Annotated in this window: 18 protein-coding genes; 10 read left to right on the top strand and 8 right to left on the bottom strand. The window is 69.7% G+C overall.

Annotated elements, in window-relative coordinates; genetic code table 11:
* Window positions 1-118: 118 nt before the first annotated feature.
* The gene (locus AMK21_RS13835; protein WP_234421926.1) at window positions 119-1,267 is read left to right on the top strand and encodes a sensor histidine kinase; all 1,149 of its coding nucleotides are present in this window, start codon (window positions 119-121) and stop codon (window positions 1,265-1,267) included.
* A gap of 133 nt (window positions 1,268-1,400) precedes the next feature.
* Here AMK21_RS13835 and tuf read toward each other — a convergent pair whose 3' ends face one another.
* From tuf to AMK21_RS13810, 5 genes are all read right to left on the bottom strand, one after another.
* Window positions 1,401-2,594, bottom strand: a complete 1,194-nt coding sequence (gene tuf, locus AMK21_RS13830) for an elongation factor Tu (RefSeq protein ID WP_015610719.1) — start codon at window positions 2,592-2,594, stop codon at window positions 1,401-1,403.
* Between the two features lie 157 nt (window positions 2,595-2,751).
* Window positions 2,752-4,881 (bottom strand): elongation factor G, encoded by a 2,130-nt coding sequence (gene fusA, locus AMK21_RS13825; RefSeq protein ID WP_073877616.1) that lies wholly within the window; start codon window positions 4,879-4,881, stop codon window positions 2,752-2,754.
* A gap of 38 nt (window positions 4,882-4,919) precedes the next feature.
* On the bottom strand, window positions 4,920-5,390 hold the full coding sequence (rpsG, locus tag AMK21_RS13820; protein WP_007445917.1) for a 30S ribosomal protein S7: 471 nt from the start codon (window positions 5,388-5,390) through the stop codon (window positions 4,920-4,922).
* Window positions 5,391-5,392: 2 nt separating this feature from the next.
* Window positions 5,393-5,764 carry a 30S ribosomal protein S12 gene (rpsL, locus tag AMK21_RS13815; protein WP_003948652.1) on the bottom strand — a complete coding sequence of 124 codons (372 nt, stop codon included), beginning with the start codon at window positions 5,762-5,764 and terminating at the stop codon, window positions 5,393-5,395.
* Between the two features lie 483 nt (window positions 5,765-6,247).
* On the bottom strand, window positions 6,248-6,694 hold the full coding sequence (locus AMK21_RS13810; RefSeq protein ID WP_073877614.1) for a helix-turn-helix domain-containing protein: 447 nt from the start codon (window positions 6,692-6,694) through the stop codon (window positions 6,248-6,250).
* Between the two features lie 195 nt (window positions 6,695-6,889).
* Between AMK21_RS13810 and AMK21_RS13805 the strand changes: the two genes are divergently transcribed.
* On the top strand, window positions 6,890-7,768 hold the full coding sequence (locus AMK21_RS13805; RefSeq protein ID WP_073877612.1) for a hypothetical protein: 879 nt from the start codon (window positions 6,890-6,892) through the stop codon (window positions 7,766-7,768).
* Complete coding sequence (locus AMK21_RS13800) at window positions 7,765-7,965, top strand: hypothetical protein (protein WP_073877610.1); 201 nt, start codon at window positions 7,765-7,767, stop codon at window positions 7,963-7,965. The genes AMK21_RS13805 and AMK21_RS13800 overlap by 4 nt, the downstream gene beginning before the upstream one ends.
* Before the next feature lie 88 nt (window positions 7,966-8,053).
* Here the strand turns inward: AMK21_RS13800 and AMK21_RS13795 are convergent, their stop codons facing one another.
* Window positions 8,054-8,320, bottom strand: coding sequence for a hypothetical protein (locus AMK21_RS13795; RefSeq protein WP_374194642.1), 267 nt, complete (start codon window positions 8,318-8,320; stop codon window positions 8,054-8,056).
* Window positions 8,321-8,718: 398 nt separating this feature from the next.
* On the opposite strand from AMK21_RS13795, the gene AMK21_RS13790 reads away from it, so the two are divergent.
* Window positions 8,719-9,129, top strand: a complete 411-nt coding sequence (locus tag AMK21_RS13790; RefSeq protein ID WP_053559776.1) for a hypothetical protein — start codon at window positions 8,719-8,721, stop codon at window positions 9,127-9,129.
* On the opposite strand, the gene AMK21_RS34860 is transcribed toward AMK21_RS13790, so the two are convergent.
* On the bottom strand, window positions 9,090-9,392 hold the full coding sequence (locus AMK21_RS34860) for a hypothetical protein (protein ID WP_143194863.1): 303 nt from the start codon (window positions 9,390-9,392) through the stop codon (window positions 9,090-9,092). The two genes, AMK21_RS13790 and AMK21_RS34860, sit on opposite strands and share 40 nt — an antisense overlap.
* A gap of 45 nt (window positions 9,393-9,437) precedes the next feature.
* Here AMK21_RS34860 and AMK21_RS13785 point away from each other — a divergent pair, with 45 nt between their 5' ends.
* The 3 genes from AMK21_RS13785 (at window position 9,438) to AMK21_RS13775 (ending at window position 10,831) form a co-directional block, all read left to right on the top strand.
* A complete protein-coding gene (locus AMK21_RS13785; RefSeq protein ID WP_073877605.1) occupies window positions 9,438-10,046 on the top strand; it encodes a phage tail protein in 609 nt (202 codons plus the stop codon).
* 90 nt (window positions 10,047-10,136) lie between these two features.
* Window positions 10,137-10,427, top strand: coding sequence for a hypothetical protein (locus AMK21_RS13780; RefSeq protein WP_019765136.1), 291 nt, complete (start codon window positions 10,137-10,139; stop codon window positions 10,425-10,427).
* Between the two features lie 65 nt (window positions 10,428-10,492).
* On the top strand, window positions 10,493-10,831 hold the full coding sequence (locus AMK21_RS13775; protein WP_073877603.1) for a hypothetical protein: 339 nt from the start codon (window positions 10,493-10,495) through the stop codon (window positions 10,829-10,831).
* A 26-nt stretch (window positions 10,832-10,857) separates the two neighbouring features.
* On the opposite strand, the gene AMK21_RS13770 is transcribed toward AMK21_RS13775, so the two are convergent.
* Window positions 10,858-11,223, bottom strand: coding sequence for a hypothetical protein (locus AMK21_RS13770; protein WP_073877601.1), 366 nt, complete (start codon window positions 11,221-11,223; stop codon window positions 10,858-10,860).
* 134 nt (window positions 11,224-11,357) lie between these two features.
* Here AMK21_RS13770 and AMK21_RS13765 point away from each other — a divergent pair, with 134 nt between their 5' ends.
* The 3 genes from AMK21_RS13765 (at window position 11,358) to AMK21_RS13755 (ending at window position 14,743) form a co-directional block, all read left to right on the top strand.
* Entirely contained in the window at window positions 11,358-12,149 is a 792-nt protein-coding gene (locus AMK21_RS13765) for a hypothetical protein (RefSeq protein WP_073877599.1), read from the top strand.
* A 105-nt stretch (window positions 12,150-12,254) separates the two neighbouring features.
* Entirely contained in the window at window positions 12,255-13,454 is a 1,200-nt protein-coding gene (locus tag AMK21_RS13760; protein WP_073877596.1) for a phage tail protein, read from the top strand.
* A complete protein-coding gene (locus AMK21_RS13755; RefSeq protein WP_073877594.1) occupies window positions 13,451-14,743 on the top strand; it encodes a tape-measure protein in 1,293 nt (430 codons plus the stop codon). Before AMK21_RS13760 ends, AMK21_RS13755 begins: the two co-directional genes overlap by 4 nt.
* Window positions 14,744-14,762 lie beyond the last annotated feature (19 nt).

Raw genomic sequence — 14,762 nt, 5'->3', positions numbered from 1 at the left:
CGTCGTGGCCACGGGGGAATTGACCGGGGCCGGGACGCGAGGCCGATAGAACAGAGAACGGGGAGGACGGATGAGGCGTCCAGCACGCCTGGGAGCAGAAGCACCACAGGGTGCCGGAGTGGCCCTCGGGGCCCTGATCATCCTCGTGGTCGGCTCACTCGCACTCGTCGCGCTGGACGTGGCGACCTCGCCGCTCCGCAAGCTCACGGTGATCGCCGGGCTGACCGTGCTGGTGCTGATGCCCGCAGTCATGCTGGGCCAGTACGCGCCGCCTCCCTACCGGCTGCCCTACCGCTGGCGGTGGGGACTGCTGGCCGTCCAGGCGGTGCTGACCTACCTGCCGCTGCTGCTCTTCCACTACCGGTGGCTGAGCCTGCTGGGCTTCCTCGCCGGGGCCGTCCTGCTGACCCTGCCGCCGAACGCCTCTCTGCCGATCGCCCTGGCGGTCGGGGCGAGCGGGCCGCTGCTGGCCACCACCGGGCTTATCACCACCAACCGGAGCCCGCTCAGCGTCCTGCTCGGTACGGCGATCACCGCGAGCACCGTCTTCGCGGTGGCCCACCTCGCACTCCTCACGGCCAGGCTGCACGGCAGCAGGGAGCACGCGGCGCACCTGGCGGAGCAGCGGGAACGGGCCCGGATGCAGCAGGACCTGCATGACCTGGTCGGCTCGTCGCTGACGGCGATCGCGCTCCAGGGTGAGGCGGCGCTGCGCACCGACGGTACGCCGCACGCCGGGCCCGGCGGCTCCGGCGGCCCCGTGCAGGAGCAGCGCGCGCTGACCGAGATCATCTCCCTGGCCCGGCGGCTCCACGCCGACGTACGGGCGATCAGCCGGCCGGACGGAGGCGAGCTCTCCCTCGCCGAGGAGCTCGCCCACGCCCAACGGGTCCTCGTCACCTCCGGCGTGGAGGTGCGGACCGTGGTGCCGCCGCGGACCGAGGCCGCCCCGGCGGTCGTGGGGTGCCTGCGGTTCGTCCTGCGCGAAGCCGTGGGCAACGTACTCCAGCACAGCCGTGCCACGCACTGCTTGATCACGCTGCGCACGGACGGGGCCGCGGCCCGGCTGACGGTCCGCAACGACGGCGTCGAGGAGGGCGGGTCCACCATCGCGCCGATGGCGTCCGGGCGGGAGGGCACGGGGCTCGCGGGACTCAGGGGCCGGGTCCTGGCGCTGGGCGGGGAGCTCACGGCCGGGGCCGAGGAGGGGGCCTTCACGCTGACGGCGACCGTGCCGTGGGCGGGGGCCGTCGCCTCTCGCCGCTGACGTACGGCCCGCGCCACCGGCTCCGTACCCCTGAGGGCTTCGGACATGACGAAGGGCCCCGCACCTCTTGCGAGGTGCGGGGCCCTTCTCGGTGCTCTGTGCGGAGCTACCAGGTCAGACGATCAAGCGAAAACTACTTGATGATCTTGGTGACCTGGCCGGCGCCCACGGTCCGGCCACCCTCACGGATGGCGAACTTCAGGCCCTCTTCCATGGCGACCGGCTGGATCAGCGCGACGTCCATGAGGGTGTTGTCACCCGGCATGACCATCTCGGTGCCCTCGGGAAGGGTCACAACGCCCGTCACGTCCGTGGTACGGAAGTAGAACTGCGGGCGGTAGTTGTTGAAGAACGGGGTGTGACGGCCACCCTCGTCCTTCGACAGGATGTAGGACTGCGCCTGGAACTCGGTGTGCGGCGTGACCGAACCCGGCTTGATGATGACCTGGCCGCGCTCGACGTCCTCGCGCTTGATGCCACGGAGGAGCAGACCGACGTTCTCACCGGCCTGGCCCTCGTCGAGCAGCTTGCGGAACATCTCGATGCCGGTGACCGTGGTGGTGGTCTTCTCGGTCTTGATACCGACGATGTCGACGGTCTCGTTGACCTTGAGGACACCACGCTCGATGCGGCCGGTGACGACCGTACCGCGACCGGTGATCGTGAAGACGTCCTCGATCGGCATGAGGAACGGCTTCTCGACGTCACGCTCGGGCTGCGGGATGGACTCGTCGACGGCGGCCATCAGGTTCAGGACCGACTGGCCCCACTCCTTGTCGCCCTCGAGAGCCTTGAGCGCCGAGACGCGCACGACCGGCAGGTCGTCGCCCGGGAACTCGTACTCGGAGAGGAGCTCACGGACCTCGAGCTCGACGAGCTCCATGATCTCCTCGTCGTCCACCATGTCGGCCTTGTTCAGGGCGACGACGATGTACGGAACGCCGACCTGGCGGGCCAGGAGCACGTGCTCCTTGGTCTGCGGCATCGGGCCGTCGGTGGCGGCGACGACGAGGATGGCGCCGTCCATCTGCGCCGCGCCCGTGATCATGTTCTTGATGTAGTCGGCGTGACCCGGGCAGTCGACGTGCGCGTAGTGACGCGACTCCGTCTGGTACTCGACGTGCGCGATGGAGATGGTGATACCGCGCTGGCGCTCTTCGGGAGCCTTGTCGATCTGGTCGAAGGCCGAGGCCTCGTTCAGGTCCGGGTACGCGTCGTGCAGCACCTTGGTAATGGCGGCCGTGAGGGTCGTCTTACCGTGGTCGATGTGACCGATGGTGCCGATGTTGACGTGCGGCTTAGTCCGCTCGAACTTTGCCTTCGCCACTGGGGTCCTCCTGAGTGGATCTGTACGCCTTGCTTCATCGGCGCCAGGTGATCTTTGCTGGGGTGCCGGTGCCGGGGGCATGCGGCACAGTGCTTGCGCGCTGTGCCGCATGCCCGCCCGGCTCCGGTGACAAGCCTAAAGCGTGAGCTCGGGAGAGTTACTCGCCCTTGGCCTTCGCGATGATCTCCTCGGCGACGTTCCGCGGAACCTCGGCGTAGGAGTCGAACTGCATCGAGTAGCTTGCGCGACCCGAGGTCTTGCTGCGGAGGTCTCCGACGTAGCCGAACATCTCCGAGAGGGGCACGAGGCCCTTCACGACGCGAGCGCCGCTGCGCTCCTCCATGGCCTGGATCTGGCCACGGCGGGAGTTGAGGTCGCCGATGACATCGCCCATGTAGTCCTCGGGCGTGGTGACCTCGACGGCCATCATCGGCTCGAGGAGCACGGGAGAGGCCTTGCGGGCACCCTCCTTGAACGCCTGCGAACCGGCGATCTTGAAGGCGAGCTCCGAGGAGTCGACCTCGTGGTAACCACCGTCGAGAAGGGTGACGCGGACGCCGACCATCTCGTAACCGGCCAGGATGCCGAACTGCATGGCTTCCTGGGCGCCCGCGTCCACCGAGGGAATGTACTCACGGGGGATGCGGCCACCGGTGACCTTGTTGACGAACTCGTAGGAGGCGTCGCCACCCTCGATGGGCTCGAGGGCGATCTGCACCTTCGCGAACTGGCCGGTACCACCAGTCTGCTTCTTGTGCGTGTAGTCGATGCGCTCGACGGCCTTGCGGATCGTCTCGCGGTACGCGACCTGGGGCTTGCCGACGTTCGCCTCGACGCGGAACTCGCGCTTCATGCGGTCGACGAGCACCTCGAGGTGAAGCTCGCCCATACCACCGATGATGGTCTGGCCGGTCTCCTCGTCGGAGTGCACCTGGAAGGAGGGGTCCTCCTCCGAGAGGCGCTGGATGGCGACACCCAGCTTCTCCTGGTCACCCTTGGACTTGGGCTCGATGGCGACCTGGATGACCGGCGCCGGGAAGTCCATGGACTCCAGGATGACCGGGTTCTTGTCGTCACACAGCGTCTCACCGGTGGTGGTCTGCTTCAGGCCCATGACGGCGATGATGTCGCCGGCGCCCACCGACGCGATCTCCTCACGCTTGTTCGCGTGCATGCGGTAGATCTTGCCGATGCGCTCCTTCTTGCCCTTGACGGAGTTCAGCACCGCGGTGCCGGCCTCCAGACGACCGGAGTAGATCCGGACGAAGGTGAGCTTGCCAAGGTGCGGGTCGCTCGCGATCTTGAACGCCAGGCCGGAGAACGGCTCGTCGTCCGAGGGCTTGCGCGCGATGACCTTCTCCGGGTCCTTCACGTCGTGGCCCTCGATGGCCTCGACGTCCAGGGGGGAAGGCAGGTAGCGCACGACCGCGTCGAGCAGGGGCTGGACGCCCTTGTTCTTGAACGCGGTGCCACAGAACACCGGGGTGACGGTGACGGAGTCGGCGCTGCCCTTCGACGCAAGGGTGATGCGACGGATCGCCTCGTGCAGCTGCTCCTGGGTGGGCTCGTTGCCCTCCAGGTACAGCTCCATCATGGCGTCGTCGTTCTCGGCCACGGTCTCGAGGAGCTTCCCGCGCCACTCGACAGCGGACTCCTGGAGGTTGTCCGGGATGTCGACGATGTTGTACATCTCGCCCTTGGCGGCCTCTTCGGGGTACACGAAGGCCTTCATCGACACGAGGTCGACAACGCCCGTGAAGTCCGCTTCGGCGCCGATGGGGAGCTGCATGACGATCGGGGTCGCGCCGAGGCGGTCCACGATCATGTCGACGCAGCGGAAGAAGTCCGCACCGGTGCGGTCGAGCTTGTTGACGAAGCAGATACGCGGGACGCCGTAGCGGTCCGCCTGTCGCCAGACGGTCTCGGACTGCGGCTCGACGCCGGCCACACCGTCGAACACGGTGACGGCGCCGTCGAGGACGCGGAGCGAACGCTCCACCTCGACGGTGAAGTCGACGTGACCGGGGGTGTCGATGATGTTGATGGTGTGGTCAACATCGCTGAGCGGCCAGTGACAGGTCGTCGCGGCGGACGTGATCGTGATGCCGCGCTCCTGCTCCTGCTCCATCCAGTCCATCGTGGCAGCGCCGTCGTGGACTTCACCGATCTTGTAGCTCACACCGGTGTAGAAGAGGATCCGCTCAGTGGTGGTCGTCTTCCCCGCGTCGATGTGGGCCATGATCCCAATGTTGCGGACCTTGGCCAGGTCAAGCGAAGTGGTGGCCATGAGGCTCAATCTTCTCTCGGTCTCGATGGGGGTAGCGACTACCAGCGGTAGTGCGCGAAGGCCTTGTTGGACTCGGCCATCTTGTGGGTGTCCTCACGCTTCTTGACCGCAGCGCCGAGGCCGTTGGAGGCGTCGAGCAGTTCGTTCATGAGGCGCTCGGTCATGGTCTTCTCGCGGCGAGCGCGGGAGTAACCGACGAGCCAGCGCAGAGCGAGGGTGGAGGCGCGACCGGGCTTGACCTCGATCGGCACCTGGTAGGTGGCGCCACCGACACGGCGGGACTTGACCTCGAGCGAGGGCTTGACGTTCTCAAGCGCGCGCTTCAGCGTGATGACCGGGTCGTTGCCGGTCTTCTCGCGGAGGCCTTCCATGGCGCCGTACACGATCCGCTCGGCGGTGGAACGCTTGCCGTCGAGGAGGATCTTGTTGATCAGCGAGGTGACAAGAGGAGAGCTGTAGACCGGGTCGATGATGACCGGGCGCTTCGGGGCGGGGCCCTTACGAGGCATTCTTACTTCTCCTTCTTGGCGCCGTAGCGGCTGCGGGCCTGCTTGCGGTTCTTGACACCCTGGGTGTCAAGGGAGCCGCGGATGATCTTGTAACGAACACCCGGCAGGTCCTTCACACGGCCACCACGCACGAGCACGATGGAGTGCTCCTGCAGGTTGTGTCCCTCACCCGGGATGTAGGCCGTGACCTCGATGCCGGAGGTCAGACGCACACGCGCGACCTTACGGAGCGCCGAGTTCGGCTTCTTCGGGGTGGTCGTGAACACACGCGTGCAGACACCGCGACGCTGGGGCGAACCCTCGAGCGCGGGCGTCTTGTTCTTCTCGACCTTGTCCTGCCGGCCCTTCCGGACCAGCTGCTGGATCGTAGGCACTACTTCTCCGGTTTCTGTGTGCCGTTCGTGAAACTAACCTGGAACATCACCGACCCACGCGGTCGGGTGTGTCGAATACTGCAGGCTCCTGCCCTAGGGGCAGAAGGGGCGCAGATTGCGGTGGCCACTGACGAGCTCGCGGTGCGGTTGAGGACACGCACCGGAGCCCAGGCACACCCCAGGCACAAGGCTTGAGCGTACCTACCTCACGGACCTGGGTCAAAACAAATGCCGTCCACCCCGGCACACCGGGGCCGCCGACCACCGCCGACAGGCCGCGCCCCCTGGTGGCCGCCCCTCCGAGCCATTGCCGGACCCCGGCAATCAAAGGCACGGAAACAGCGTACTTCCGGACTGCCGCCGCCTTCCGCACTGCCGGACACCGCTGTCAGCCGACGACCCGCCGGACCGGTCCGCGGGGAGGGCCGGGCGCGAGCCTGCGGGGCCGCTTCAAGATCGACAGCACCCGCCTCCGCCCCGGGCTCACTCGGAGGCGAGCGGGGCCCTGCGTTCGGCGGCGATGACCGCCGGATCGGGCAGGAACTGGCCTGCGACCCGGACGAACATCTCGCGCTGGTCCACCGGGACGCCGAGCGCCACGGCGGCCTCTTCGAGAGTGAGCGGACGGCCGCCCGCCGAGGGTGCGCCCGTCGGCGCGGACGGCAGCGGCAGGTCCTCCTCGGTGAGCCGGCCGGAGCGGATGAGCATGTCGCGCACCGGGACCTGGAGCACCCGGGCGAGGCGCCTGGTGGTCTCCAGGTCGGGCATGCTCTGGCGCTGGAGGAGACGGGTGATGGCGGCCCGGTGGACCCCGGCCTCGTCAGCGAGACGGGATTTGCCGCCGCCGCGCGGACTGTCGATGTCGAAGCCGCGCCGTCGGATCAGTTCCTCGATCCAGGTCGCGAAGCTGTCGAGTTCGCCCGTGGTCATGGGGCACTCGCCTCCCTCCGAAGCAGTCATCAGACTATCGCGCTTGCGCGCAAGGAATTACCCCGCCTCCCCATACCGTTTGGGCAAAATCTGTGGAGATAAGGGCGGCGGACCCCTTGATTCCTCCTTGCGTGCGAGCGCGCAACATGCCAGGGTGCGGACTCGCAACGCCTTGTGCGGGGAGAAGGGATCGCCATGAACACACCGAACACGTCCGCATCGAACACACGGACACCCGATGTCGGGGCACCGACCGTCCCCCGGAAGGCCGGTGACCGGAAGCCCGTTGACCGGAAGCCCGGCGGTCTGTCCGCGGACGCCGAGAACGCCGAGAACGCCGAGAGCGCCGTGACCGCCGTGACCGCCGACGCCATGCTCTGGATCGAGCTGCTGCTGCGCCTGTTCCCGGAGCTGCTCACCGAGCTGGCCCCCGCCTACCGCTCCCCCTCAGCCCCGCGCGGGACCCCGTCCGGCGCACACCCGGCCCCGGCCGGCCCGACCCGCGCCGAGCGCGAGGAGGCCCTGCGCACCGAGCAGGCGCACGGCCTCACCCCGTCCGGAGCCCGTACCTCGCCGCTCCGGCTGCACATCTCCGATGCCGTACGGGACATCACGGATGGCGTGATCGAGCTGGACGAGGCCGTCCACGACCGGCTCCGGCTGCCCCGCCCGCGCCGCGAACAGGTGGCCGGGCGGCTGCTGCGTATCGCGGGGCTGCTCGACCGGGCCGCCGCCGACGACGTCCTCCTAAAACACGTCCGGGACGAGGTCCGCCGGATGGCCCGGCGCTGCACCCGGGCCCTGGGCGGCGCCGAACCGGTGGTACGGGTGAGCGGCCGCTGCCCCTGGTGCTGCTCGGTCTCACTGCGGGCCTTCCCCGCCCGCCGCGCGGTCCTCTGCGTCAACCCGGCCTGCCGCTGCACGCACCGGGCCTGCGACTGCCGTACGGATCCGGCGCACCGGCACGCGTGGAGCGAGGGTGCGTGGGTGCGGCTGGCGGCGGAGTCGGGCGCCGATCTCGCGGAGCTGACCGCGTCGACGGCGGACACCCCACGGCGGGAGGGGAGCCGATGACGGACACGGCCCCGACCCTGGTCACCGGCGCCCTGGCCGCCCACGAGGCGGGCGTGACCCCGGCGACGATCCGCAAGTGGGTCCAGCTGGGCCATCTCAGCCCGGCGGGTCGGCGGGGCCGGGCGCACACGTTCCGGCTGGAGGACGTCTTCGCGGCGGAACGGGCCGCCCGGCGCAAGGCGCCCAGGGCACGCTGAACAACACGGGCGGGAACAGTGAAGGAGGGGCGGCCCCACCGGGTGCCGCCCCTCCTTCACTGTTCCCGCCTTCGCATGCTCCCCCCGGCTACTTCTCCGGCGCGTCCGCGTTCGCCATTCGGCGCACCTGGGCCCCGCCCTCCGCGCCTCCGGAGACCAGGGCGATCGCCTCGCCCCAGCCGCTGCGGAACCCCCGGGTCTCCGCCTCGACGGCGACTCTCGCGCCGACCTTGCCGACGACGGCGGTGAGCGTACGGGCGACCTCCGCGGTGTACGTACCCGACTCCCCCGACTCCGCGGCCACCTCGACCGCCGCAGCCATGACATCGGCCAACCGCTCCTGGGCACTGATCACCGGCTCACTCCCGTCCACCCGCTCCCCCGTTCCCTCGCTCCACACGCCTCGTCCGGGCGCTTCCCGCTGCAGAACCGCCGCCTCTCGAATGCCAGTTCGATAACCGCAGACTAACGCACCGGGGGCAGGGATGCGGGAGGCGAGAACAGGCCCCGCCGCGCACCGGAGAGGTGCGGAAGACCCCCGAACCGCACCGGAGCCACACCCAGCGAAATTGCGCCTCCGCACCAATGGGTTGCGCGCTCGCACGATCTCAGTCACAATTGGTGCGGCGGCGGAGCTGCGCCCACCCTCCGGGCGCAGCTCCGCCGCCCGAGTTCCGGCCCTTCGAGCGTGCCTCGAACGCTTCGCCGGACGTCTTCCCGACCACCTCCGCGAACAGGAGTGATCGCCCTGCCATGACTTCACCTCCGAGCACCTTCCCCGACGTGGAAGCCATCGTCGTGGAGCTTCTATCCGAGCGCGCCGACCTGGCGGACGCGGTCGTGGACGAGACTCCGCCGCCGGGCTTCGACGGCACACAGAAGGCGGTGATCGTCTCCCGGCGCGGTGGCGCCTGGATCGACGACCTCCACCTGGACCAGCCGCTGATCGAGCTGGAGGCCTACGGGCCGGACAAGACCACGGCGCACCGCCTGGCCAACTCCGCCCGGGCCGAACTGCTCGCCGCGGTCGGCCGGCGGTACGGGACGAACATCGTGATCAGCGATGTCGTGGAGTCGGACGGCCCGCGCTGGCTGCCCGAGTACCTGTACCCGGCGGCCAACCGCTACCTCTGCGTCCTGCGCGTCTCGCTGCGCATCGGCTGACGCGGTACGCCGGTTCCGTACACCCCGGCCCCGGCCCCGGCCCCGGCCCCGGCCCCGTACACCTCGGACCGGTCCCGTACACCTCCGACCGCGGTCCGTACGCCTTCGAGGCCGTACGCCCCGAGAGCCCGTACGCCCGCAAGTCCCGTACGGACACCGGCCCGTACGCGCCCACAGACCAGGCCCTGCCCCTCCGGCGGGGCCTTTGCCGTATCCGATACGGCACGCACCACCACCAGGCACCACCCACGCACCACACCCATCCACCGGTACCCCTTCGCAGGGGCCTACCCCCCAAGGAGCCATCCATGGCAGGCAACAACGCCTCCGAGATCCGCGTGGCCGGAACCGGCCGCATCCTCGTCGCCGAGATCGACGCCCCGCTGCCGGAGGCCTTCTCCGACAACCCGGCGGCCGACTGGGGTCCGGCCTGGACCGACCTGGGCTACACCTCCACCGAGGGTGTGACCTTCTCCAAGAAGGACAAGCTGGACCCGGTCGAGACGTGGCAGTCCATCAGTCCGGCGCGGTTCGTCTACGCGGACCGCGACCTGACGCTGAAGTTCGCGATGCTCCAGTTCAACGAGGACACGCTGCCTTTCTTCCTCGGCGGCAAGTCCACGGACATCCGCAAGGACGGCGACGCCACGAACGTCTTCCAGTTCGACGTGCCGGACGGTCCGACCTTCGACGAGCGCGCCCTCGGCCTGGAGTTCACCGACGGCTCCGAGGTCACGTACCGCTTCGTCATCCCGCGCGGCCAGGTCACCGCGACCGACGACATCAAGCTCGCCCGCAAGGCCGCGGCGCAGCTGGGCGTCACCTTCACCGCGCTCTCCCCGGGCGACGGCGCGGCGCTGGCCACCTTCGTCATGAAGGACCCGGCCTACGCGGTGCCGACGGTCCCGGCGCCGTAACACCTGCGGCTCCCGCACCACCGGCCGGGGCGGGACCGTCCGAACCGGTCCCGCCCCGGCACCTCACCTCACCTGAAACGGAGACACCGCATGGCTTCCTTCGACGTGAACGCGGCGCGCGCCCAGCGCCTGGAGGCGCTCGGCCGCACCTGGTCCTTCGACCTGGACGGCGACACCTTCGAACTGCCCACCGAGCTGACCCGCGCCACCGCCGCCGCGCTGCGGTCGCTGGACGACAACGACGTGGACGGGCTGCTGCGGCTGCTGCTCGGCGAGGAGCAGTTCGGCCGCTTCGAGCGCCACGACATCACCATGCAGGACATCGCCGCGCTCCTGGAGGCGTACGGCAAGGAGACCGGGCTCGGCCTGGGGGAAGGCTGAGCCTCGACGCGTTCGTCACCGAACACGCCGAGGCCCTCGAAGCCGACCTGCTGCGGCACTACGGCGTGGACCTGCTGGACTGGCACCGCGGCCGGCTGACCTCCCGCCGGCTCGCGGTGCTGGTCAAGCACATGCCGCGCGACAGCGCCGTCTCCCGCGAACTCGACGGGGACGGCGCGGAGTGGACCGTGACCGACTACCTGCTGGCCGCGGTGGTGGACCACCTCGCCGCCGCCAACTGGATGTTCGCCTCGGTCAACACGGACGAGGACTCCGATCCGCCGGAGGCACCGGTGGCGGTGCCGAGGCCGGGTGACCGTACGGAGACCGAGGAGACGCCGGACGAGGAGCCCGGCCCTGCGCAGACGCCGAGCCGGTCCGAACTCCTGCGGTTCTTCGCCTGATCCGGTCCCGACGGACCAGCGTCTCCTCAGAGGAAGCCGACCAGCCGCACACCCGCCCACACGATCGCGGTGAGGAGCAGTACGACGACGAAGGCGCAGCCGCCGAGCCGTGACGGCCGGAGGCTGTACTGAGCGTCGTTCCGCCGGGGCTTGCGGGGGTCGTAGAGGATCAGCCCGACCCCGTCCCCGTCACCTCGCGGGCTCCCCGGCCCGAGGTCGGCACGGCACGCGTACCTCTCCCCGTCCACGGTGAAGGTCGCGCCGAACCGCTGACCGGGCTCATCGCCGGCGACGGCCACGCCGCGCCGGTGGAGCACGGCCCAGCGGAGCGCGATCCAGAGCGCCACCAGGGCCATCGGCAAGCAGAGCACCACGATCAAGAGGTACGGCAAAGGGTGCGATTCGTAATAGATGTGGCCTATCACGTCTGATCCCTCCGGAACTCATCGACCATCAGAAAGGAGACACCGTGGCCATTGCACCGGATCCGCCCGTAGCGCCTGGGCCCGCCATGTCAGCCGCCAGTATGGCGGCAATCATCACCCGTCACACGGAAGAGATCGCCGCTCTCAGGGCGAGCACCGCCCCGCTGGAGTTCTCCGAACTGCGCGATTCCATCCATCCGCTCCGCAACTGGAAAGACCTCACGTCCTCCCACCAGACGCTCTACTGGAGTCTGCAGGGCCTCAAGGTGGATGTGGAGGCCTTGGCCGTGACCACCGCCGGGGTCAGCCTGCTGGGCGCCGAGCTGATCAGGAGTCCACTCGCCTCACTCGTCGGCTCCGGCGCCGGCCTCTTCTGGCAGTGGGCGCTCGGCGCCGTCGACGGCCGACGCGTCCTGGGGCCGTTGGTCAGGTCCATCGTCCCGGACTCCGAGAGCCAGCAGTTCGAGATCAACAAGCTGAAGGACGAGTCGACGCGGCACGACGTCCGCATCTCGGGGCACGCGGATTCCTTTCGGACGCTGGACCGTACGACCGGGACGCTGCGGGACACGGTGGGCCGGGCCCGGCGTTTCGCCGAGAGCGCCGTGACCAAGGTCGAGCGCACGAGCACCTCCATGGGCCGCCAGGTCGGTGCCCTCCGCGGTGACCTCGGCCGGGCCCGGCAGGTTGCCGACAGGGCGCTCGTCCGGGCGGACTCCGCTCACCGGCGGATCGACGGCACCGACACCGCCCGCCGGAACCAGCGGGCGAACGTCGCGGCCGTGGGCACCTCGCAGGCGGGCGGGCCGGACCCTCGCAGGCTCAGGGAGGCCGGGGACCAGATCCGGCAACTGGAGACGCGCGTCAACAGCCTCGTCCGCGCGCTGAGTTGAGAACACGGCCGGTGAACGACGACCCGGCCGTACCGCTTCGCGCGCCAAGGCCCGTGTTCAAGTCTTCCACCAGCAGTGAGAAACGCGAGAAAGGAGAAGCCCACCGTGTCTCTTGCGCAGTCCCTGGGGCGGGCCGGCAGCTCCCTCAAGAGCTTCAAACAGAACGTCGACGGTGCCGGTAAGGCCGCAGGCGACCTTCAGGGCAGGATCAGGGCCGGCGACACCGGTCTCAAGCAGATCCGCGCCTCCGCCCAGACCTCCGCCCGCGAGCTGGCCACCATGCAGCGCGCCGCCGACAAGGCCGAGCGGTCGCTCGCCAAGGCCGGGACGACCGGGCAGAAGAGCGGTACGCGGATCGGGACGTTCAAGTCCGGCGCCGACAGGGCGTCCAAGGGCATGAACGGCCTCAACAAGTCGATGCGCGGGAACATCGTCGGGCAGCTGCTCTCGCTGCTCGCCCCGCTCATCGAGCGGGTCGTCGACATGGCGTCCCGCTCCAAGACCCTGCAGAAGGTGCTCAAGGTCGCCTTCGACGCGATCAGGAAGGTCATCAGTACCGTCATGAAGGCCGTCGGGCCGATCATGACCAAGGCCGGCGCCCTGATGAAGACGGTCTGGAGCGGCATCAAGAAGGCCGTCACCGTGGTCATCAAGGCCGTCGCCACCGTCATCACGACCTACTTCAACGCCTGGCGCAAGCTCATCACGACGGTCATGAACGCCATCCGGAGCGTCATCTCCAGCGTCTGGAACGGCATCCGGAAGATCATCACCCCGGTCGTCAACTGGATCCGCACCACCGTCCCGCAGGCCTTCAGCAGGGTCAGGGAGCGGCTCTCCGCTGTCTGGGGCGGGCTCAAGGACATCGCGGGCCGGGCCTTCGGACGGATCACGGGAGCGGTGAAGGGGCCGGTCAACGCGGTGATCCGGCTCATCAACTCCGCGATCGACAGGCTCAACCGCATCAAGGTCTCCATCCCCGGCTGGGTCCCCGGCGTCGGCGGCAAGAGCTTCGGCATCAACCTGCCGAAGATCCCGCAGCTCGCGGCCGGCGGCATCGTGCAGCCGCGCAACGGAGGCGTGCACGCCATCGTCGCGGAGGCCGGTGAGGCCGAGGCCGTCCTGCCGCTCTCCAAACTGGACCGGCTGCTGCGCCACACCGCCCGCCGCTCCCGGGCGGCCTCGCACAACGTTACGGCCGGTGCCGTCGCCGGCTTCCAGATCGAGCACTACTACGAGGCGTCCTCCGCCGACCTCCAGGAGACCGCCGCCGCCCTGCTGTTCCTCTCCAAGGCGCGCGGATGAGTACGGCGGCGATCAGGGCGGGCGCCGGCCCGCTCGCCGGTGTGACCGGTCCGCTCGCCTCCTTCCGCACCCAGCTCGGCGCGGCCGGCACCTCCTTCCGCAACGCCCTGCGGGACGTCGGCCGGGCCAGGTCCGCCGCCGACGGCATCCGGGGCGGCGCGGCCTCGGCCGACCCGGCCCTGCGGCAGCTGAAAACCGGGGCGGACGCGGCCGGGAAGTCGGTGGCCAGGACCGGCCGCACGGCCGGGGTCACGGCGACCCGGCTCCGTACGGGCGGCGGCGGGGCCCGGACTGCCTCCGGGCCGCTCGGCTCCCTCTCCACCGGCTCCACCGCCTTCACAGGCGCGGCCGGAATCCTCGGCAAGGGCACCGGCACGGTCTCCGGGCTGATGGGCTTCTTCGGCGGGGCGCTCACCGTCGCCGCCGGTGCGGTGATGGCCGTCAACGTGGCGATGCGGGCCAATCCGTTCGGGTTCGTCCTCGGGTTGATCGTGCCGCTCGCGGGCTTCCTGATGGAGTACGCGCTCAGCTCGCAGACCGGCCAGAAGATCATGAAGCAGGTCTTCGACCAGGTCCTGGCGGTCTTCCGGGCGATCGGGAAGTTTCTCGGGCCCGTCGTGCGGGGGTACGCCAAGGTGGTCTCCGCGCAGTTCACCGCCGTACGCACGATCATCACCGCGGTGCTCAAGGGGATCGGTGCCGCCCTGTCCGCCGGCTTCAACGGCACGCGTACGGCCGTCGGTTCGGCGACCCGGGCGGTGACCGGGCTGGTCAGCGGCGCCTGGAAGGGCTTCCGGCGCTTGATCCAGCCCACCCTCGACTGGATCACCCGGCGCATCCCCGCCATGTTCGCCCGGGTCAGGGACGCCACCTCGCGCACCCTGCGCGGCATGGGCGACTTCGTCTCCACCGGCATGCAGGGCGTCATGGCCGCCGTCACCGGGCCGGTCAAGGCCCTGATCTCCTTCGCCAACTGGGTCATCGACGGCCTCAACAAGCTCGGCTTCTCCATCGCCGGCAAGAAATTCGGCGTGGACCTGCCCAAGATCCCGCAGCTCGCCGAGGGCGGCATCGTCCAGCCCGCCGGCCCCGGCCGCTCAGGCGCCGCCTCCGTCCAGCCGCTCTCCGCGCTGAACCGGCTGCGCCCGGCCGAGGAGGGCCCGCGGCCGGACCGTACGACCGCCGGATCACCGGAGCGGGCCCGGCTGCACACGTACCACGCGGCCGGGCGCGGCGGCCCGCTCGCCACCGCCTCCGACCTGCTGTTCCTCCACGGGGCGGCGGCGTGATCCCCCAACCGCCCCACGA

Origin of the sequence: Streptomyces sp. CB00316 (genome assembly GCF_001905595.1) — a bacterium.
In the GTDB taxonomy this organism is placed as follows: Bacteria; Actinomycetota; Actinomycetes; order Streptomycetales; family Streptomycetaceae; genus Streptomyces.
Note: the sequence above shows the minus strand (reverse complement) of the source record. Positions and strands in the feature narration are given on the sequence as shown.